The sequence below is a fragment of the Gilliamella sp. B3482 genome (genome assembly GCF_026536805.1).
Taxonomy (GTDB): Bacteria; Pseudomonadota; Gammaproteobacteria; order Enterobacterales; family Orbaceae; genus Gilliamella; species Gilliamella apicola_E.
Genome location: NZ_JAFNNL010000005.1, coordinates 1 through 19,828, shown reverse-complemented (window position 1 = coordinate 19,828; position 19,828 = coordinate 1). Strand labels below are relative to the sequence as shown.

The window sequence follows — 19,828 nt, the reverse complement described above, 5'->3', positions numbered from 1 at the left end:
TATTGAAATAAACAAAAATGTTAGGACCCATAATGAAAAAAATATTAACTTCAATACTTTGTCTGTCTTCGCTTTATGTTAGCGCAGCTTCTGCACAAGAGTGGAAAGCGATAGCATTTGGCCAATCGACTGACTTAAATTTTGCCTCACTTATCAAGCCTGAAAAAGTGGGAACCAATAATGCATGGATTGCTGGTCAAAAAGATTATTTAGTTCCAAATCAACCTTATCAATTACCGTCAGATTTCTATTTAGAAAGTCGAGGCGGTAAAATTGCTAACTCGCATGATGGAATGGTGGTTTTTTATACTCAATTACCCGTTAATCAAACTTTTACTTTAGAAAGTGATGTTACCTTAGAGCAAATAGGACCTGAAGTGGATGGAAAAACGCCTGCCGCTCAAGAAGCGGTGGGTTTATTTGCTCGTGATACTATTGGCGTAGCTAGAAGTGATCCTCAGCCGGCTGGTTATGAGGAGTTTCCAAATGCTTCAAATGTAATTATGAATGCATTAATTACTCAAAATCAAAAAAATGATAATTTAGTAAAAGTAACTGGCTTAGTACGTGATGGTGTAAAAAAAGCATGGGGTAATGAAGGCATATCAATTGAGAAAGTTGGTTATGTTGAAAATGTTAATTATGTTGATGTTAAAAGTATGCATTTAACAATGACCAGAACGGCAGATCAATTTATCTTATCGATGAAAAATAATGCGACTGGTGAAGAGAAACAGTGGGCAACCAATGATTATTCAGGATTCTTAAATCAACAAGATAACAAAAATATTTATGTCGGCTTTTTTGCTTCTAGAAACGCAAAAGTTGAGTTCAAAAATTCTAAATTAACCCTCAGTGATATAACGGTTGATTATGATAAATTACCCGCTAAACCTGAGGTAATTGTTGATGTTAAACCAACGTTAATTTTATCATCACCAAATGATGTATATAGTAAAAATTATACATTACAATTTTTTCCAAATACTTCAGGTACCGTATTTGTTAAAGAAATTAATAAAACGTTGAATGCGGAAGTTGGTAAGTTATTACAGTTTCCAGCTCAGCTAAAAGATGGAACTAATACCTTTACTGTTGAGTTTACTGATAATGCTAAAAATAATACTCAAATTTTTACAATTAATCTAAATAAATCATCGATTGAAAATTTATCTAATATTATTGTTTCGCCAGAAGGTAAAAAGGATAATAAAGGTACCAAACAATCACCGGTTGATTTCGAAACGGCTGTTAATAGCGTTGAACCGGGCGGTGTTATTCATTTGATGGATGGTTATTATGACGGCATAACTCTTCCGGCTCAATTAAGTGGATTACCCGGTAAATTAAAAACCATACAAGCCATTAATAAGCATAAAGCGATTTTTATCAACACTACGTTTAATTTAGATAGCAACTATTGGGCTATTAAGCAGGTTATTTTTGATGGAAATATTGATGATAAAGATAATAAACCAGCTTATTTAAGAATTTCGGGCAGTCATAATGTGATTGATCAAGTTATTACACGTAATAATAGTGATACAGGTTTGGCTATCTCAGCTAAAAAGAAAAATCAAAATCGAATTTATTGGCCATCTTATAACCTAATTCTTAACTCTGATTCTTATAATAATATGGATAAATCAGGTAAAAATGCTGATGGTTTTGCCGCTAAATTGGGTGTTGGTAAAGGGAATATATTTAGAGGGTGTATTGCCCATAATAATACTGATGATGGTTTCGATCTTTATAACAAGATTGAAGATGGCCCAAATGATCCGGTATTAATTGATAGTTCTGTTACATATTCAAACGGTTTTCCTTTTTCAAAACCCAATATTGCTAAAGGAAGTATAGGTAATGGCTTTAAATTAGGAGCAGAAGGTCAACCGGTAAATCATAAAATTATCAATTCAATTTCCTTAAATAATAATATGGATGGCTTTACTGATAATTTTAATACTGGTTCTTATATCATGAAGAATAATCTTTCGATCAATAGTGCGAGGTATAATTATATTTTACGCGCTAATCCTTATGAATTTTTAAAACCAGTGGTCATTTTTGAACACAACTATTCTATTCGTGATAGCTGGCAATCAGCGATAAAAGATTCATTTGGACCACAGATTAAAAGTAAAAATTTTAAATCTGTAACCAGCAATCAATTATGGAAAGGAAATAGTGACTTTAAAATCACTCGAGATAAAAACGGTAATATAGTGTTACCAAAAGAGCTAAAAACGCTAATCGAAAAAAATAAAGCTAAATAATTAAAAAAATAGAGTGCTAGATCTAGTAAGATTTAGCACTCTTAATCTTTTCAATCAGCAATCTCATTCCTCCATTTTTAAATTAAATCGGTTTAATCATTTGTTAATGAAAAATACATTAGAATTTATTCTATTAAGTTAGAAACGATTAAAAATAGTGAATTGAGCCATTTCACCAGTTAAGTTGAAATGGCACAAAATTGAAGGATGTAGTAAACTCTAAATTAAGCTAGTAAGCTTTTGATGTAATTGGTTATTTCAGGATCTTGACTATTTTCAAATAAACATTTTTGGAAACGCTCACCTCTGATCGCATCTTTAAGTAATGATTGATCAATTGACTTCAATGCTTCAATTAAACTTTTTCCTGCTGCATTTTTCATATCATTTAAAATTACAGCATTAGCATTCTGAGATTCACGACGCTCAGGTGGATAACCCAATCCTTTTTCGCCATCAAATGCTTTTTCAAAAATATAACGAGCATTGAGTTCTGCACCCCAACCAAAGCCTTTAGCAAATGCAAGTGATAACGCATTACCGTTATTTACTTGTGCAAATAAATAGGCATCAGTAGGTTCAATACAATAACCACAGTTAACACCTGGGAATGCATTTAACGCCATTAATGCGCCTTGTCCTGTACCACATCCTGTGATAACAAAATCAACGGCTTTACTGTTTAATAAAATAGCGCTAATAATACCTAAATGAACATAAGTTAATTTTTTATCATTGTCGCCATCCATGCCAACGTTAAAAACAGTATGTCCGTATTTCTCAGTTGCATTTTTCAATTCATTTAAAATAATTGGATTTTTAGCTGCTTGGCTAAATTCGTTCATTAGTGCTATTTTCATGATTTTCCTCTATTTTGATAGAAATAATAACTAATTATATATTAGTACATTTCGTTTTCATTATAAGCTCACCCAAAAATATATCAATTTTTTTAACTAAAATAAAACGATGTTTTAATAAATTTATTGCAATGTGATGAAAGTCACAAAAACGTCTTAATTTTTATATTACTATATTTAATAAATGAAAATCTTTTAAACATTTAATTATATTTATATTCAGGGAGTACATATGGCTAAGGGGAATATCGTAAGGCTATCATATTCATCATTTACAGATGAAGATTCAAAAAATGAAATTATTCGGTTAACTCCAGAAGGTATTTTATGCCACCGTAATTATTTTTATCAAAAATGTTTTACCAATGATGGTCAAAAATTACTTTTTGCTGGTGAATTTGATACTCATCGTAACTATTATTTACTCGATATTGAAAAACAAACAGCAAAACAACTTACTGAAGGACCTGGCGATAATACTTTCGGCGGTTTTTTATCACCAGATGACAAATTTTTATACTATGTTAAAAATGAACGTAACTTACAACAAGTTAATCTTGAAACATTAGAAGAAAAAAATGTTTATACTGTTCCTGATGAATGGGTTGGTTACGGCACATGGGTTGCTAATAGTGATTGTAATGAAATTGTTGGAATTGAAATTGATAAAAAAGATTGGACGCCACTTACCGATTGGACAATATTTAAAGCATTTTATGATAAGAATCCACACTGCCGTTTAATCAAGATTGATATTGAAACCGGTGTAGCTAAAACAGTTATTGATCAGAATGTATGGTTAGGTCACCCAATTTTTAGACCTTTTGATGATAAAACTATCGCATTTTGCCATGAAGGTCCTCATGATTTAGTTGATGCAAGGATTTGGTTGGTTGATCGTGATGGTAAAAATGAAAGAAAAGCGCATGATAATTTACCTGGTGAAAGTTGCACTCATGAATTTTGGGTTCCAGATGGTTCTGGATTAGCTTATGTATCTTATATGAAAGGGCAACAAGAACGATATATTCGTCTATATAATCCGGTAACTGATGAAGATAAAGAAATTATGGAGATGCCAGCTTGTTCGCACTTAATGAGTAATTTTGATGGCACACTTTATATTGGTGATGGAACAGGCAGTCCTGTAGATGTAATAGATACAAGTGGCTATAAAATTGAAAATGATCCATGGCTTTATATTTTAGCACCTAAAACAAAAACAGCTCATAAGTTGGTTAAGCATAATAGTACATGGCGAGTTTTAGATGGTGATCGTCAAGTTACTCACCCTCATCCATCATTTTCACCTGATAATAAATACGTTTTATATTCATGTGATGCACAAGATGAACCTGCACTTTATTTAACCAAAGTGCCAGCTAACATATTAGAAGAAATGTGATAGACCTTTTGTCTATCATAACTATAACGGAGAATATAATTATGTCGATTTTAAATAAATTTTCACTCAACAATAAAATAGCGCTGGTAACGGGCGCTTCTTATGGCATCGGTTTTGAGATAGCAAAATCATTAGCCGGTGCCGGAGCGAAAATCGTATTTAATGATGTCGTGCCTGAAAATTTACAAAAAGGACTTGATGCTTATAAAGCAGCTGGTATTGATGCCCATGGCTATCTATTTGATATTACGGATGAAGCTGCTGTTGAAAAATCCATTGCTCAAATTGAAAAAGAACATGGTGTGATTGATATTTTAGTCAACAATGCTGGTATTATTCAACGCAAATCAATGCTTGAAACAAGTGCGGCTGATTATCGTAAAATTATTGATATCGACTTAACAGGTCAATTTATTATGGCAAAAGCAGTCCTTCCTTCAATGATCAAAAAAGGAAGTGGCAAAATTATCAACATCTGTTCAATGATGAGTGAACTTGGTCGTGAAACGGTTGTAGGTTATGCATCGGCTAAAGGTGGTTTAAAAATGTTAACCAAAAATATCTGTTCTGAATTTGGTCATGCCAATATTCAATGTAACGGTATTGGTCCAGGTTATATTGCCACTCCTCAAACTGCGCCATTACGTGAAAAACAAGCAGATGGTTCTCGTCACCCATTTGATCAGTTCATTATTGCTAAAACACCGGCAGGCCGATGGGGGACTCCTGATGATTTAGCTGGTGCAGCCGTATTTTTAGCATCGGAAGCATCAAATTTTGTTAACGGCCATATTCTTTATGTTGATGGTGGTATTTTAGCTTATATCGGTAAACAACCTTAATAAAATAAGGTTAAAAATTAGATAATTTAAGAGATAATAAAATAAAAGGATATTATTTATTATCTCTGTTTTTTTATAAATTTAGGAGTAATGTCATGTTTTGTTTTAATTCAGATATTGAATTAATTGATTTAGGAAATGGGGTTAAACGTAAAATTTTAGCTCATGATGGTAATATGATGGCGGTTGAAGTTCATTTTGAAACTGGCGCAATTGGTGCGATGCATCATCATCCACATGAACAACTAACCTATGTTTTGTCTGGTGAATTTGAATTTACTATCGGTGATGAGACTAAGATTGTTCGTGCTGGTGATACATTATATAAAAAAACCAATATTGAACATGGTTGTGTTTGCAAACAAGCTGGTGTTTTGCTTGATATGTTTACTCCTCAAAGATTAGATTTTTTATAAAATAGCTAGTTCATTATTAATTATGATATACTTTCGATAATTTTGATTTGTTCTAGTTGATCATTTAATAATAGAATAATGACTAATTTTTAGTAAGGAGATGTGCTAATAATGAATGATAGCTCACCAGAATCGGTTGCTTCGGTTTTAAAAGTTTTCGGAATTTTAGAAGCTTTATCCGAATCTAAAGACATTGCTATATCAGAATTATCGCAAAAAGTAATGATGCCTAAAAGCACTGCCTACCGTTTTTTACAAACCATGAAATCATTAGGTTATGTTAATCAAGAAGAAGATTCAGATAAATATTCTCTTAATTTAAAATTACTTGATTTAGGCAACCGTGTACTTTATCACCAAAACTTTTTAGCTATTGCTGATTTAGAAATGAGAAAGCTAAGGGATAAAACTAAAGAAACGATCCATTTAGCCGTTCGTGAAGGTGACCAAATTATTTATATTAATAAAGTGGCATCTGAACAGTATAGTCTTTGTTTAACCTCTAAAATTGGTAATCAAGCAACTGTACATGCCAGTGGATTAGGTAAGGTTTTGTTGGCTTGGTTAGATGATGAAAGCAAAAAAAGCTTAGTAAATGGCATTAATTTTGTTCAATACACACCTAAAACAATCACTAATAAAGAGGCATTTTTTGCTGAACTTGATGAAGTTAAACGTTTAGGTTATGGCAAAGATGATGAAGAATCAGAGCTTGGTTTACGTTGTTTTGCAGTGCCAATTTATAATCGTTTAGGTAATATTATTGCAGCTTTAAGTTTATCTACCTCTATCTTTAGATGTAATACAGCAGAAGATGAAGCTAAACTTGTCGGTGAAATTAGCCAAGCTGCCGCTAAAATATCTGAACTAATTGGTTATAATAAGCAATCAAAATTATCAGATTAAAGGTTATTATTGATAAATAACTCCTAAGCTTACCGCTTGGTTTGCTCCAGTTACTTCTGGAATATTAGATGGAATATTATTCATCCTACAATATGCAAGCCAAGCGAAAGCAATCGCTTCCATATCGTCACTGTTTACCCCTTTCACATCTGTGGTCAAAACTTCCCATTTTGGTAATAATGCTGACAATCGTTTCATAATCAGAGGATTTTTTGCCCCTCCGCCACAAACTAGCAATTGACAAGGTAAATGAGCATTTATTGATAATTTATTAATCTCATGAGCAACAGTAGTAGCAGTAAATTCAACGAGTGTTGCTTGAATATCTTGAGCGTTTAGATTGAAGTTACTGAGTTTTTGGTTAAGCCAAGTTAAGTTAAATAATTCTCTACCAGTACTTTTTGGGGCTGGTAGTTGAAAATAATTTTCATCACATAAGGTATTTAATAAACTTTGATCAACTTTTCCTAATTTAGCCCATAAGCCGTCTTTATCGTAGTTTTTCCCTAGATTTTTATTTATCCAACTATCAAGTAAAACATTGCCTGGCCCAGTGTCATAACCAATTACAGGTTGGCCTGGTATTAGAACGGAAATATTGCTAATACCACCAATATTTAAAACAACACAGTTAATTGACGGATTTAAGAATATCGCTTTGTGAAAAGCCGGAACTAATGGTGCTCCTTGGCCACCATAAGCCATATCTTTACGACGAAAATCAGCAATTGTTGTAATGCCTGTTTTAGCAGCAATGATATTGGCATCACCAATTTGCATAGTAAAGGGATGTTGGCTATTAGGAGAATGATAAATAGTTTGCCCATGGCAACCAATGGCTTTAACTTGTTTTTTATCAATATGATTTTGCTTTATAAACTGATCAATGCTTTTTGCGTAAAGCATACCAAGTTGGTGATCAAGCTCACCGAGCGCTTGTAATGTAGTTTGCTTACTATTACAAAGCGTTAATAATTGGCTTTTAATTTCAGTTGGCATTGGGTAGCAATCACTAGCAATCGAAGTAATTTTCCCATCAGTAATATCAACTAATGCAATATCAACACCATCCATACTGGTACCTGACATTACGCCAATGTATAAATTTTGCATAATATTATCCTTGTCGAATGATAGTGCCAGTTTGGACATCCCGAATGATTGATGGTTGTGAACGCTCACCGGTTTTACCATCTAAAATTGGAAAAAATTGACCAAATTGGTTTGCAACTTCAATTGCTGTTTTACAAGATTGATGTCCAGAGAGGTTGGCACTGGTCGAAACTAATGGCTTACCAAATAAATCACAAAGTTTACATACTAATGGATGATCAGTAACGCGAACGGCAATAGAATGATACTTTCCGCTCAAAAAATTTGGAGTATTAACATTTTTCGGAAAAACCCACGTGTTAGGGCCGGGCCAACTATCAATAGCCATCTGTTTTTGAACTTGAGTTAAAGCCGATTGATCAATATAAGGGATCAGTTGTTCATAGTGACTCGCAATTAAAATTAAACCTTTTTCAACTGAACGTTGTTTTAATTTTAACAATTTAAAAACTGCTGATTCACAATCGGGATCACAACCTAAACCAAAAACAGCTTCAGTTGGATAAGCAACCACTTCACCTTTTTTTAATAATGAATTGATTTCTAAAAGACTTAATAAGTTTGCCATTAAATTTTGTATGTTTACCAACTATTGTTAAAAATTATATTAAACTGAGGTAAGCCTATTTGCAAATTGAAGATGGTAGCAGTGATATTAAGATAAATACTGGTTTAAGATAATTAGTTAAATTACTCCCAATTCATTTGTGGGAAATAGTTAACAGTTAAATCAACAACCTGCTGCATACTGATTATTTTTACTCTTGGATCTATTAGTGAAGCTAAACTACGAGCATTAATATCATTATCAAGCACAAAACAATTTTGGGTATTTTGTAAAATAGCCTTCAATATGGGATTATTTTGACAAGCTATAATTACGCCATTTTGCCAGAAAAGTACTGCATCTTGCGCTGAAATTAGCGTTGGATCAATTGTTGATTGGTTATTTGTTGTGATGGTATGTAGCATTTGTTCCTTTTACCTTTAAATTACCCTTCAAAAACCCCGTTCCTCAACTTTTTTTGATATAAATTAGAGTTAATTTTACTTGGTACATCTTTATTAGTATATAATAAGGACTATTTATTGAGCAAAGAATTCGTCATGAAACCTATTATTTTAGCCAATGAACAAGAAACAATTTTGTTTGGTCAACAATTGGCTGAGCAGTGTTTAAAATATTTGTCTAATCATGATAGTGCAATTGTTATATATCTGATAGGTGATCTTGGTGCTGGTAAAACAACGTTTAGCCGTGGCTTTTTGCAGCAGCTTGGACATGTCGGAAATGTTAAAAGTCCGACTTATACTCTTGTTGAACCTTATCAATTTGATATGTTTTCAGTATATCACTTTGACTTATATCGATTAGCTGATCCAGAAGAGTTAGAGTTTATGGGGATTCGTGAATATTTTTCATCGAAATCAATTTGCTTAATTGAGTGGCCTATGCAGGCTGAAGGTATTTTACCTCCTGCTGATATTGAAATTCATTTGGCTTATTTGGCGCTTGAACGCACAGTTTGTTTGCAAGCAAACAGTGAAAAAGGGCAAGCTATTATTAACCAATAAAATTAGCGAAAAAAATGAAAAAAATACTCACTTTTTTTATATTATTACTGCTTTGTGGCTCAGTTTATGCTTCACAAGTTATCATTGCTGTTGATGCTGGTCATGGTGGTAAGGATTCGGGTGCCGTTGGTAAAAATAAGTTATACGAAAAAAATGTCACCATTTCGATAGCAAAAAAATTAACTAATTTATTGAATAAAGATCCTAACTTTAAAGGCGTATTAACACGTAGTACGGACAATTTTATTTCTGTTCCTCAGCGTTCTGATATTGCCCGTAAAAGTAAAGCAAACTTATTAATTTCTATCCATGCAGATGCCGCTCCTAATCGCAGCGCGTCTGGTGCATCAGTTTGGGTATTATCTACTAAGCGAGCGGATACAGAATTGGGGCGCTGGCTTGAACAAGATGAAAAGCAATCTCAACTATTAGGCGGTGCTGGTGATGCATTAAGTGATGATCATGACCAAAATTTAAGTCAAGCAGTACTAGATTTACAGTTTTCATATTCACAGCAGGTTGGCTATGAATTAGCCACTCAGGTTTTAAAAGAGATGAAAGGTGTTATTAAATTGCATAAGAATAGGCCTGAACATGCAAGTTTAGGTGTATTGCGTTCACCTGATATCCCTTCAATATTAATTGAAGTTGGATTTATTACTAACGAAACTGAAGAAAGTTTGTTATCAAGTAATGCTCATCAAGATAAAATTGCTAAATTGATTTATCAAGGTATAAAAAATTATGTCAAACAGAACCCTAATTTTGGGAAACAGCATTAATGGCTATTCATATATTATCTCCTCAATTAGCTAACCAAATCGCTGCTGGTGAAGTGGTTGAAAGACCAGTATCGGTGATCAAAGAGTTAGTTGAAAACAGCATTGACGCTGGTAGTACTCAAATTGATATTGATGTTGAACAAGGTGGCAGTAAATTAATTCGTATTCGTGATAATGGTAATGGTATTGCTAAAGATGAATTGGCATTAGCTTTAGCTCGCCATGCAACCAGCAAAATTAATACGTTGGATGATTTAGATACCATAATGAGTTTGGGGTTTCGTGGTGAAGCGCTGGCAAGTATCAGTTCTGTTGCTCGGTTAACCTTAACTTCACGCACAGCCGATCAGTCTGAGGCATGGCAAGTTTATGCTGAAGGTCGTGAAATGAAACCAACAATTAAACCGGCTGCACATCCTGTTGGAACGACGGTTGAAGTTCTTGATCTGTTTTACAATACGCCTGCTAGACGTCGCTTTCTTAAAACTGATAAAACAGAATTTATGCATATTGAGGAGTTTGTTCGTCGAATTGCACTTGCTAGACCTGATATTACTTTTAATTTGCAGCACAATGGGAAACTCGTCAAACAGTATCGAGAATCACTTCTTGAAAAACGTGTTGAATTAGTTTGTGGACGTACATTTGTTCAAAAAGCGATAAAATTAGATTGGCAACATAATGATTTATTCATTCAAGGATGGGTAAGTAGCAGTGAAGTGAGTGAGTTGCAATATTTTTATGTTAATGGGCGGGTAATAAAAGATAAATTAATTAATCATGCTTTGCGTCAAGCTTATAGTAGCCGGACTAATGAACAACAGAGTTATGTCATTTTTTTACAGATCGACCCTAAACAAATTGATGTGAATGTTCATCCTGCTAAGCATGAAGTGCGTTTTCATGAAGCAAGATTGGTGCATGATTTTGTTTATCAAGCTATTGTCATGGCGCTTGAGTCAAACCAACAACTTGCCAATGACGAAAATGTGCTAATGATGCCGAATCGGCAAGCAGCAGGTGAGAATATTTTTAATAATAAAACTGAGAATAAAACTTATTCACCAACTAGCGCATTACCTAAAAAAGCAATTAATCATGTTAAAGAAAATAGACTATATGGGCAATTGGTTGATACTAAGTTAAAAGGAGCAATAGAAAAAACGCTCTTAAAATCATTTGAATTATCGGATGATGATAGTTCTATAACTGCACCACAACAAGCGGTTATTGAGGGATTGTTTCCTAAACGAAATGTACCTTTGCAATCACTACATCAGCAAATTGATAGATCTTCACTAATACAATTTGGTAAAGTATTAACGGTTATTCAACCAGATATAGCTTTAATTGAAAAATCAGAAGATAATCAACAAAAGTTTATGTTAATGAATTTGTCGGTTGCTCAACAGAAAGTAAATTCAGTTAAATTATTATCTAACGAGTCAGAAAGATTACTCATTCCATTGACAATTTTAATTAATAAGAAAGAACAAAAAGTATTAAATGATTATCAAGAACAATTGAAGTTTTTAGGCTTTGATTTTTATATTGATAAAGCAAAATTGCATTTGCATAATGTGCCAAAAATGTTAAGAACTACAAATTGGCAAAAATTATTACCAACTTTAATTTCGTTTCTTTTATCATCCGGTAAGGATGTGCTCGATCCAACGCAAATTATAGCTTGGTTGGTTGAAAATTGTGGAGATGATTCTGTTGAAAATTGGAATGTAACTAAAGCTATCGAGTTATTAGTACAATTAGAACAGATAGATATTAATTTATTACAACAAGATAGCTTTTTATATCCGATTGATCTTCAATCTTTTTCACAATCAATTTTATCATGAATAAACCAAAAATTATTTCGTTAATGGGGCCAACCGCATCGGGTAAAACCGCTTATGCCATGGTGCTTTACGACAAGTATCCTATAGATATTATTAGTGTTGATTCCGCACTTATTTATCGAGGTATGGATATTGGCAGTGCAAAACCAACTAAAGAAGAACAACTTAAATATCCACATAAACTTATTGATATTTGTGACCCTGCAGAAAGTTATTCTGCTGCTAACTTTAGGCATGATGCTATTGTAGAAATTGAAAAATCATTAAGTAATGGCCGAACGCCATTATTAGTTGGTGGAACAATGTTGTATTTTAAGGCGTTAATTGAAGGACTTTCTCCTCTTCCTGCGGCAAATAGTGATATTCGCGATCAAATTGAGGAAAAAGCAAATCGATTAGGTTGGCAAGCGATTCATGAGGAGTTAAAAAAAGTTGATCCTGTATCAGCTCAGCGAATCCATCCCAATGATCCACAACGCCTTAATCGAGCATTAGAGGTTTATCTTATTACTGGTAAAAGTTTAACTGAATTAACTAAAGAAAGTGGTGATGCATTACCTTATGATATTATGCAATTAGCTATCATGCCGGAAGATAGAGCAGAATTACATCAACGAATTGAACAACGCTTTTTACAAATGCTAGATCAAGGCTTTGAAGATGAAGTAAAAAAACTTATGCAGCGCCCCGATCTTCATTTAAATCTACCTTCTATACGTTGCGTAGGGTATCGTCAAATGTGGGAATATTTAAATGGCGATACTAGTTATGATGAAATGGTTTTTAAAGGAATTTGTGCTACTCGCCAATTAGCAAAAAGGCAAATTACATGGCTTAGAGGTTGGAAACAATCGATAACATGGTTAAATAATGATAATATAGATTCAATTCTTAATCAGATTTTTTAAGTTACAAATAGTAGTAATAGTTTTTGGTATTTTTTCTATTGGTTATTATAATACGCTAAATTTTTTCATTTCTTAAAAAAATTTCTACTTTTCTTAACGATTAAGGTTACTTGTTTGTATAAATTTCGTTAATTTATTAAATTTTTAGTTATTTGTGCATAAATTACTGTTGATTAGTTTAAGAGCTGAGTTTTTTATGTTATTTTGGTAAATACTACATAAGTATTTTATATTGCGATCAATTAAATTATTATGTTGATTGTAAACTTATTTTATCTTTATATTTTTATTTCATCTTAAAGGATAAACTCATGTCAAAAGGGCAGTCATTACAAGATCCTTATTTAAATTTGCTTCGTCGCGAGCATATTCCTGTATCTATTTATTTAGTTAACGGTATTAAATTACAAGGACAAATTGAATCATTTGATCAGTTTGTTATTTTATTAAAAAATACTGTTAGCCAAATGGTATATAAGCACGCTATCTCAACTGTGGTACCATCAAGACCAATTTCTGGATTGATATCACAACCTGAAGAGGACAGCGAAAGCTAATTAGTTGGGTGGAGAATGTGATTGTTTGAGCGATATAAAGGTGGTGAATCTGCCTTATTAGTCCATGTATTCTTCCCTCAAGAAAGCGATATCGAGGATTTAAAAGAGTTTGAAGTGCTTGTTTCTTCTGCTCAAATTGAAATTCTCGATATTGTGACAACCTCAAAAAAGTCCCCACAAGCTAAATATTTTATTGGTGAAGGAAAAGCATTAGAAATCGCCGATAAAGTAAAAGAACTTAATGCTTCAGTCATTTTAGTTAATCATACTTTAACACCGACCCAAGAACGCAATCTTGAGCAATTATGTGAATGTCGCGTAGTAGATAGAACTGGATTAATTCTCGATATTTTTGCTCAGCGCGCTAGAACACATGAAGGTAAATTACAAGTTGAATTAGCACAATTGCAATATTTATCTACTCGATTAGTTCGTGGTTGGACTCATTTAGAACGCCAAAAAGGTGGAATTGGCCTTCGTGGACCTGGTGAAACTCAGTTAGAAACTGATAGAAGATTAATTCGCCATCGTATTCAATTAATTTTATCAAGACTTGCTAAAGTTGAAAAACAGCGCAATCAAAATCGTCAATCTAGAAGTAAAGCAGATTTATCAACGGTATCATTAGTTGGTTATACAAATGCTGGTAAATCGACTCTCTTTAATGCATTAACTAATGCTGAAGTTTATGCTGCCGATCAATTGTTTGCGACGCTAGATCCTACTTTAAGACGCATTAATGTTGAAGATGTTGGAGAGATTGTTTTAGCTGATACAGTCGGATTTATACGTCATTTACCGCATGATCTTATTGCTGCTTTTAAAGCAACTTTATTAGAAACACAGGAAGCATCACTACTATTACATGTTGTTGATGCAGCTGATCCTAATATATTAGATAATATTCATGCCGTTGATGAGGTATTACTGGAAATTGATGCACATGATATTCCTACTTTGTTAGTGATGAATAAAATTGATTTAATAGAAGGTAAGGAACCGAGTATTGATCGGGACGAAAATGGTGTACCAATTCGCGTTTGGATTTCAGCTCAAAATAGTTTAGGATTAGATCTTTTATTTACCGCATTAAAAGAGAGGCTCTCTGGGCAAATTCAAGTTTGCCAATTAAACTTACCTCCTTATTTAGCTAAACTTAGAAGTCGGCTATATAAATTAAATGCAGTGGAGAATGAAGTCATTGAAGATGATGGGAGTTTTCACCTAAATATAAGAATACCTTTAATTGAATGGAATCGCCTCTGTAAACAAGAGCCAGATCTGTTATACTTAATCAATACGCAAAATAACAACTAATTGTTAAATGGAGCATATAAAATATGGCGTGGAATCAGCCCGGCAATAACGGACAAGATAACGACCCATGGGGAAATAAACCTTCCAATTCTTCGTCGGGAGGAATATTTGATCAAATTAAAGATCTCTTAAAAAAAGGTGGATCAAGTAATAATCGAGGTTCCTCAGATATTAACTTGAGTTCTTCTAAAATTATTATGTCGATGATTTTAGTGCTTGCTTTGATTTGGGGGGTAAGTGGTTTTTATACCATCAACCAAAACCAACGAGGTGTAATAACTCGTTTTGGACAAGTTCAACCTGAAATTATCCAACCTGGTTTAAATTGGAATCCAGCATTTATTGATACAGTTTATAAAGTAGATACCCAAGGAACTTATAACTTTAATGTTCAGGGTGATATTATAACGACTAGTGATAACGGTGAAAATCTGGTCTTTGTTGAAATGAATGTTCAATATCGAATCAGCGATCCTATCAAATATTTATTTAATGTAACTAATGTTGAAGATAGCTTACGCCAAGCAGCAGATAGTGCGCTTAGAACATCTATCGGCAGTTCTAATATTGATGCAATTATTTCTGATGGACGTTCAGTGTTAGAGAACAGTACTAAAGAAGAACTTATCAATGTTATTTCTTATTATGATATGGGTATTACTATTGTCGATATTAACTTCCAAGTAGCGCGTCCTCCTGTCGAAGTACAAGATGCTTATGCTGATGCTATTCGAGCTCAAAATGATAGTGAGCGAGAAATAAAAAAAGCTACATCTTATAAAGTGCAGTTAATTCACCAAGCAGAAGGTCGTGCTGCTACTATCTTAGAGGATGCAAATGCTTATAAAGTACAAGTTGAATTAGAAGCAGCTGGTGACGTTGCACGGTTTGAAAAATTATTACCTCAATATAAAGCCGCGCCTGAAATTACCAAAGATCGTTTATATATTGAAACAATGGAAAAAATATTAGCTAAAACTCAAAAAGTGATTGTTAATGATAAGAGTGGTAACTTATTGGTATTACCGTTAGAGCAATTAATGAAAAATAAACTTGAACCTGAATCGGCAAAATTATCAGATTTAAGTAGTGATGACAATATTAATCCGTCTACAGCTTCAGAAACAGTGGATAATGCTTCTCAAAATAAAAATGAAGCACAAAATTCTACAACTGATAACACTACAACTCATAATAATAGTTCTACTAATCGAAGTAACCGAGCTATGGGTCGATAAGGAGAGAAAAATGCGAAAATTATTGATTCCTATAGTTTTAATTTTAATTGTTGGCCTTTATTCTAGTGTTTATGTGGTTGAGGAAGGCACGCGTGGTGTTGTTCTACGTTTTAATAAAATTATTGGGTTATCTCAACCGGGTCTCCATTTTAAAATGCCACTTGTTGATAGTATTAAAATAATCGATGCTAAAATACAAACCACTAATAGTTCAAATAATAGTAACGAAAAGCGCTTTTTTAACGTTCAAAAGAAAGAGTTAATCGTTGATTATTTTGTGCAATGGAAAATTGTTGATTTTAATCGTTATTATGAAACTATTGCTGGTGGTAATGATGTTAACGACTTAATTTTGGCTCGTTTAAATGGTCGTTTGCGTTCTGAAATAGGTAAATTAAGTAACCGAGATATCATTAATGATACTAATGCTGATACCAAATCAAGAAATTCATTGATGGCAAGTGTTAAAGATGCATTAAATGGTTCACCACAAGAAATTGAAGAAAATTTACCTATCGACAAATTAGTTAATGATGCGAAAAAAGATCCTGAAAACAGTAAAGCCAGTTTAAGAGCTTTTGGCGTTGTTGTGATTGATGTTCGAATCAAGCAAATCAATTTCCCAGCTGAAGTGTCAGGATCAATTTATGCTAACATGCGAGCTGAACGTGATATTATTGCGCGTGAAAAACGATATGAAGGTGTTAAAACTGCAGAAGAAATAAGAGCGAAAGCTACATTTGAGAAAACTAAAATAATATCAGAAGCTGAGCGCCAAGCTCGATCTATTCGTGGTGAAGGTGATGCAAATGCAGCTAAACTTTATGCTGATGCTTTTGGTAATGATATCGAGTTTTTTAGTTTTATTCGTAGTTTAAAAGCTTATGAACAAAGCTTTACAGGTAATGATGTTATGGTCATTAGTCCTGATAGTGAATTTTTCCGATATATGAAACTAAAGTCTAACAAATAATACAATGAGTAAATAAACTATGAGTAATAATGTTGTTGTGCTAGGTACACAATGGGGTGATGAAGGCAAAGGAAAAGTTGTTGATTTACTCACAGAAAAAGCAAAATATGTGGTACGTTATCAAGGCGGACATAATGCTGGCCATACCTTAGTTATTAATGGTGAAAAAACAGTATTACATTTAATTCCATCAGGTATTTTACGTAATGATGTCATTAGCATCATCGCAAATGGCGTTGTGCTTTGTCCTGATGCTCTTATGAAAGAGATGAAAGAGCTTGAGGAAAATGGTATCCCTGTTAAAGAGAGACTTCTAATTTCAGAATCATGTCCTTTAATATTGCCTTATCATATAGCATTAGACCAAGCTCGAGAAAAAGCACGTGGTAATAAAGCGATAGGTACCACAGGTCGAGGTATCGGTCCTGCATATGAAGATAAAGTCGCTCGTCGTGGATTGCGTGTAGGTGATTTACGTGATCGCCAAGCATTTGCTGAAAAATTGAAAGAAGTTATGGAATACCACAACTTTCAATTAGTAAATTACTATAAAGTTGAAGCGGTTGATTATCAAAAAGTCCTTGATGACACATTAGCGATTGCAGATATTTTAGTGGCTATGATTGCAGATATTCCGACGCTATTAGAAGATGCTCGAAAAAAAGGCGAAAGAATCATGTTTGAAGGGGCGCAAGGTACTTTACTTGATATTGATCATGGTACTTATCCTTTTGTTACCTCTTCAAATACTACTGCTGGCGGTGTAGCAACAGGATCAGGCTTTGGTCCTCGTTATGTTGGTTATGTTTTAGGTATTGTTAAAGCTTACTCTACTCGTGTCGGTGCAGGCCCTTTCCCAACTGAATTATTTGATGATGTGGGTGAATATCTTTGCAAACAAGGTAATGAATTTGGTGCAACAACTGGTCGTCGTCGTCGTACTGGTTGGCTTGATGCGGTTGCTGTACGAAAAGCTGTACAACTAAATTCAGTTTCTGGTTTCTGTTTAACTAAACTTGATGTTTTAGATGGTCTTAAAGAAGTCAAAATCTGTGTTGGTTATCAATTACCAAATGGTGATGTCATCAAAAATGCACCAGCTGCTGCTGAAGATTGGAGTTTAGTAAAACCTGTATATGAGTCTATGCCTGGTTGGAGCGAGTCAACGTTTGGTATTAAAAGTTATGATGCTTTACCACAAGCAGCCAAATCCTATATCAAACGAATTGAAGAATTAACCGAAACACCAATTGATATTATATCAACAGGTCCGGATCGTAGTGAAACCATGATTCTACGTGATCCTTATCAAGCGTAATTGTAAATAAAAAATCGGGTGCGTTTTCCCGATTTTTTATTTTTAGGATATTAAAAATAGTTAACTGAGTATGAGGACATTATGGCTAAATTAGGGACGCCGTTATCACCCACTTCAACCAAAGTTATGCTGTGTGGCGCAGGTGAATTGGCTAAAGAAGTTGTGATAGAGCTACAAAGGTTTGGTTGTGAAGTTATTGCTGTTGATCGCTATGCTAATGCACCAGCAATGCAAGTTGCTCATCGTTATCATATTATTAATATGCTAGATGGTAATGAACTGAGAAAAATTATTGAACAGGAAAAACCGGATTTTATTGTTCCTGAAATTGAAGCCATTGCAACGCAAACTTTAGTTGAGTTAGAGCAAGAGGGATTTACGGTTATTCCTACTGCAAAAGCAGTCGCGTTAACCATGAATAGAGAAGGAATTCGTCGCCTCGCTGCTGAGCAACTAAATCTACCAACTTCACCTTATCGGTTTGCTTCAACCGAAATAGAATTTAAAGATGCTGTAAAAGAGATTGGTTATCCCTGCTTAGTTAAACCAGTGATGAGCTCTTCCGGTAAAGGGCAAACATTATTACGCAGTGAAGCTGATCTTCAATTAGCCTGGAAATATGCACAAGAAGGTGGTCGAGCTGGTGGCGGTAAAGTCATTATAGAAGGTTTTATCGACTTTGATTACGAAATTACCTTATTAACAGTTAGGCATATCAATGGTATTTCTTACTGTGAACCGATTGGGCATCGTCAGGAAAAAGGTGATTATCGGGAATCTTGGCAGCCTCAACAAATGTCTTGTAATGCTTTAGAGCAAGCAAAAGATATTGCAACTAAAATAACTCAAGCATTAGGCGGGTACGGTTTATTTGGTGTTGAACTATTTGTTAAAGGCGATAAAGTCTGGTTTAGTGAAGTATCGCCTCGTCCTCATGATACCGGAATGGTAACTTTAATTTCCCAGAATCTATCTGAGTTTGCCTTACATGCCAGAGCTATATTAGGCTTGCCTATTCCACTTATTGAACAATATCATGCTAGTGCATCTGTGGTCATAATGGTTGAAGGTGAATCAAAACAGGTATCGTTCACAAATTTAGATAACGCATTAAGTCAACCAAATACTGATTTACATTTATTTGGCAAACCACAAGTTGAAGGTTGCCGTAGAATGGGGGTTGCACTTGCTAGTGCTGTAACAGTGGAAGAAGCAATAAATAAAGCCGATGCTATCGTAAAACAATTAAAAATAACCCTATAAGACGTTGCTTTGTGTAAAAAGCAATCACTTAATCCAAAAAAAGCAAATTTTGCAAAATAGGGGTTGACGTAAACATGTGAAGTGAGTAACATACGCAACCCTTGAGACAGCAAACTAAAACACCAAAATGTTTAGTTAAATTTAAAGCTGTCAGCTCTTTAAAAAGAAGAAACAGACAATCTGTGTGGGCACTTGCGAGACGAAAAATTAAAAGTCTACGGACTCA

Annotated in this window: 18 protein-coding genes and 1 pseudogene; 15 read left to right on the top strand and 4 right to left on the bottom strand. The window is 33.9% G+C overall.

Annotation, left to right across the window (positions count from 1 at the left end; all coding sequences use genetic code 11):
* The first annotated feature begins 32 nt into the window (after positions 1–32).
* Positions 33–2,276 (top strand): right-handed parallel beta-helix repeat-containing protein, encoded by a 2,244-nt coding sequence (locus J3U18_RS08825; protein WP_267353691.1) that lies wholly within the window; start codon positions 33–35, stop codon positions 2,274–2,276.
* Positions 2,277–2,500: 224 nt separating this feature from the next.
* Here J3U18_RS08825 and J3U18_RS08820 read toward each other — a convergent pair whose 3' ends face one another.
* Positions 2,501–3,136: an RpiB/LacA/LacB family sugar-phosphate isomerase gene (locus tag J3U18_RS08820; protein WP_065735267.1), complete on the bottom strand. Its 636-nt coding sequence runs from the start codon at positions 3,134–3,136 to the stop codon at positions 2,501–2,503.
* 232 nt (positions 3,137–3,368) lie between these two features.
* Between J3U18_RS08820 and J3U18_RS08815 the strand changes: the two genes are divergently transcribed.
* The 4 genes from J3U18_RS08815 to kdgR all read left to right on the top strand — a co-directional run bounded on the left by J3U18_RS08815 (position 3,369) and on the right by kdgR (position 6,705).
* Positions 3,369–4,541, top strand: coding sequence for an oligogalacturonate lyase family protein (locus J3U18_RS08815; protein ID WP_065561894.1), 1,173 nt, complete (start codon positions 3,369–3,371; stop codon positions 4,539–4,541).
* Positions 4,542–4,588: 47 nt separating this feature from the next.
* Positions 4,589–5,383, top strand: coding sequence for a gluconate 5-dehydrogenase (locus J3U18_RS08810; RefSeq protein WP_065735277.1), 795 nt, complete (start codon positions 4,589–4,591; stop codon positions 5,381–5,383).
* 95 nt (positions 5,384–5,478) lie between these two features.
* Positions 5,479–5,799 carry a cupin domain-containing protein gene (locus tag J3U18_RS08805; RefSeq protein ID WP_267353690.1) on the top strand — a complete coding sequence of 107 codons (321 nt, stop codon included), beginning with the start codon at positions 5,479–5,481 and terminating at the stop codon, positions 5,797–5,799.
* A 111-nt stretch (positions 5,800–5,910) separates the two neighbouring features.
* Positions 5,911–6,705: a DNA-binding transcriptional regulator KdgR gene (kdgR, locus tag J3U18_RS08800; RefSeq protein WP_081299433.1), complete on the top strand. Its 795-nt coding sequence runs from the start codon at positions 5,911–5,913 to the stop codon at positions 6,703–6,705.
* Positions 6,706–6,711: 6 nt separating this feature from the next.
* Here kdgR and J3U18_RS08795 read toward each other — a convergent pair whose 3' ends face one another.
* The 3 genes from J3U18_RS08795 to tusB all read right to left on the bottom strand — a co-directional run bounded on the left by J3U18_RS08795 (position 6,712) and on the right by tusB (position 8,790).
* Complete coding sequence (locus J3U18_RS08795) at positions 6,712–7,818, bottom strand: anhydro-N-acetylmuramic acid kinase (protein ID WP_267353689.1); 1,107 nt, start codon at positions 7,816–7,818, stop codon at positions 6,712–6,714.
* A 4-nt stretch (positions 7,819–7,822) separates the two neighbouring features.
* Positions 7,823–8,386: a Sua5/YciO/YrdC/YwlC family protein gene (locus J3U18_RS08790; RefSeq protein ID WP_267337159.1), complete on the bottom strand. Its 564-nt coding sequence runs from the start codon at positions 8,384–8,386 to the stop codon at positions 7,823–7,825.
* A 122-nt stretch (positions 8,387–8,508) separates the two neighbouring features.
* Positions 8,509–8,790 (bottom strand): sulfurtransferase complex subunit TusB, encoded by a 282-nt coding sequence (gene tusB, locus J3U18_RS08785; RefSeq protein ID WP_065561899.1) that lies wholly within the window; start codon positions 8,788–8,790, stop codon positions 8,509–8,511.
* A 135-nt stretch (positions 8,791–8,925) separates the two neighbouring features.
* On the opposite strand from tusB, the gene tsaE reads away from it, so the two are divergent.
* From tsaE to purT, 10 genes and pseudogenes are all read left to right on the top strand, one after another.
* On the top strand, positions 8,926–9,393 hold the full coding sequence (gene tsaE, locus J3U18_RS08780; protein ID WP_065735269.1) for a tRNA (adenosine(37)-N6)-threonylcarbamoyltransferase complex ATPase subunit type 1 TsaE: 468 nt from the start codon (positions 8,926–8,928) through the stop codon (positions 9,391–9,393).
* Positions 9,394–9,461: 68 nt separating this feature from the next.
* Positions 9,462–10,154, top strand: a pseudogene (locus J3U18_RS08775) (N-acetylmuramoyl-L-alanine amidase); the annotation flags it as partial.
* A 20-nt stretch (positions 10,155–10,174) separates the two neighbouring features.
* A complete protein-coding gene (gene mutL, locus J3U18_RS08770) occupies positions 10,175–12,028 on the top strand; it encodes a DNA mismatch repair endonuclease MutL (RefSeq protein WP_267353685.1) in 1,854 nt (617 codons plus the stop codon).
* On the top strand, positions 12,025–12,936 hold the full coding sequence (miaA, locus tag J3U18_RS08765) for a tRNA (adenosine(37)-N6)-dimethylallyltransferase MiaA (protein ID WP_267353684.1): 912 nt from the start codon (positions 12,025–12,027) through the stop codon (positions 12,934–12,936). Before mutL ends, miaA begins: the two co-directional genes overlap by 4 nt.
* Before the next feature lie 311 nt (positions 12,937–13,247).
* Complete coding sequence (hfq, locus tag J3U18_RS08760) at positions 13,248–13,493, top strand: RNA chaperone Hfq (protein WP_065561904.1); 246 nt, start codon at positions 13,248–13,250, stop codon at positions 13,491–13,493.
* 21 nt (positions 13,494–13,514) lie between these two features.
* Positions 13,515–14,810: a ribosome rescue GTPase HflX gene (hflX, locus tag J3U18_RS08755; protein WP_267353682.1), complete on the top strand. Its 1,296-nt coding sequence runs from the start codon at positions 13,515–13,517 to the stop codon at positions 14,808–14,810.
* Between the two features lie 23 nt (positions 14,811–14,833).
* Positions 14,834–16,048 carry an FtsH protease activity modulator HflK gene (gene hflK, locus J3U18_RS08750; protein ID WP_267353680.1) on the top strand — a complete coding sequence of 405 codons (1,215 nt, stop codon included), beginning with the start codon at positions 14,834–14,836 and terminating at the stop codon, positions 16,046–16,048.
* Between the two features lie 10 nt (positions 16,049–16,058).
* Complete coding sequence (gene hflC / locus J3U18_RS08745; RefSeq protein ID WP_267353678.1) at positions 16,059–17,021, top strand: protease modulator HflC; 963 nt, start codon at positions 16,059–16,061, stop codon at positions 17,019–17,021.
* 19 nt (positions 17,022–17,040) lie between these two features.
* The gene (locus J3U18_RS08740; RefSeq protein WP_065561908.1) at positions 17,041–18,339 is read left to right on the top strand and encodes an adenylosuccinate synthase; all 1,299 of its coding nucleotides are present in this window, start codon (positions 17,041–17,043) and stop codon (positions 18,337–18,339) included.
* 81 nt (positions 18,340–18,420) lie between these two features.
* Positions 18,421–19,602 (top strand): formate-dependent phosphoribosylglycinamide formyltransferase, encoded by a 1,182-nt coding sequence (gene purT / locus J3U18_RS08735; protein WP_267353676.1) that lies wholly within the window; start codon positions 18,421–18,423, stop codon positions 19,600–19,602.
* Positions 19,603–19,828: the final 226 nt, after the last annotated feature.

What these genes read in the sequence shown, in the direction of transcription:
- tusB (WP_065561899.1), bottom strand. Translation starts at nt 8,790, where the DNA reads ATGCTACATACCATCACAACAAATAACCAATCAACAATTGATCCAACG.
- J3U18_RS08790 (WP_267337159.1), bottom strand. Translation starts at nt 8,386, where the DNA reads ATGGCAAACTTATTAAGTCTTTTAGAAATCAATTCATTATTAAAAAAA.
- J3U18_RS08795 (WP_267353689.1), bottom strand. Translation starts at nt 7,818, where the DNA reads ATGCAAAATTTATACATTGGCGTAATGTCAGGTACCAGTATGGATGGT.
- kdgR (WP_081299433.1), top strand. Translation starts at nt 5,911, where the DNA reads ATGAATGATAGCTCACCAGAATCGGTTGCTTCGGTTTTAAAAGTTTTC.
- tsaE (WP_065735269.1), top strand. Translation starts at nt 8,926, where the DNA reads ATGAAACCTATTATTTTAGCCAATGAACAAGAAACAATTTTGTTTGGT.
- J3U18_RS08820 (WP_065735267.1), bottom strand. Translation starts at nt 3,136, where the DNA reads ATGAAAATAGCACTAATGAACGAATTTAGCCAAGCAGCTAAAAATCCA.
- hfq (WP_065561904.1), top strand. Translation starts at nt 13,248, where the DNA reads ATGTCAAAAGGGCAGTCATTACAAGATCCTTATTTAAATTTGCTTCGT.
- J3U18_RS08740 (WP_065561908.1), top strand. Translation starts at nt 17,041, where the DNA reads ATGAGTAATAATGTTGTTGTGCTAGGTACACAATGGGGTGATGAAGGC.
- J3U18_RS08825 (WP_267353691.1), top strand. Translation starts at nt 33, where the DNA reads ATGAAAAAAATATTAACTTCAATACTTTGTCTGTCTTCGCTTTATGTT.
- miaA (WP_267353684.1), top strand. Translation starts at nt 12,025, where the DNA reads ATGAATAAACCAAAAATTATTTCGTTAATGGGGCCAACCGCATCGGGT.
- purT (WP_267353676.1), top strand. Translation starts at nt 18,421, where the DNA reads ATGGCTAAATTAGGGACGCCGTTATCACCCACTTCAACCAAAGTTATG.
- J3U18_RS08805 (WP_267353690.1), top strand. Translation starts at nt 5,479, where the DNA reads ATGTTTTGTTTTAATTCAGATATTGAATTAATTGATTTAGGAAATGGG.
- mutL (WP_267353685.1), top strand. Translation starts at nt 10,175, where the DNA reads ATGGCTATTCATATATTATCTCCTCAATTAGCTAACCAAATCGCTGCT.
- J3U18_RS08815 (WP_065561894.1), top strand. Translation starts at nt 3,369, where the DNA reads ATGGCTAAGGGGAATATCGTAAGGCTATCATATTCATCATTTACAGAT.
- hflK (WP_267353680.1), top strand. Translation starts at nt 14,834, where the DNA reads ATGGCGTGGAATCAGCCCGGCAATAACGGACAAGATAACGACCCATGG.
- hflC (WP_267353678.1), top strand. Translation starts at nt 16,059, where the DNA reads ATGCGAAAATTATTGATTCCTATAGTTTTAATTTTAATTGTTGGCCTT.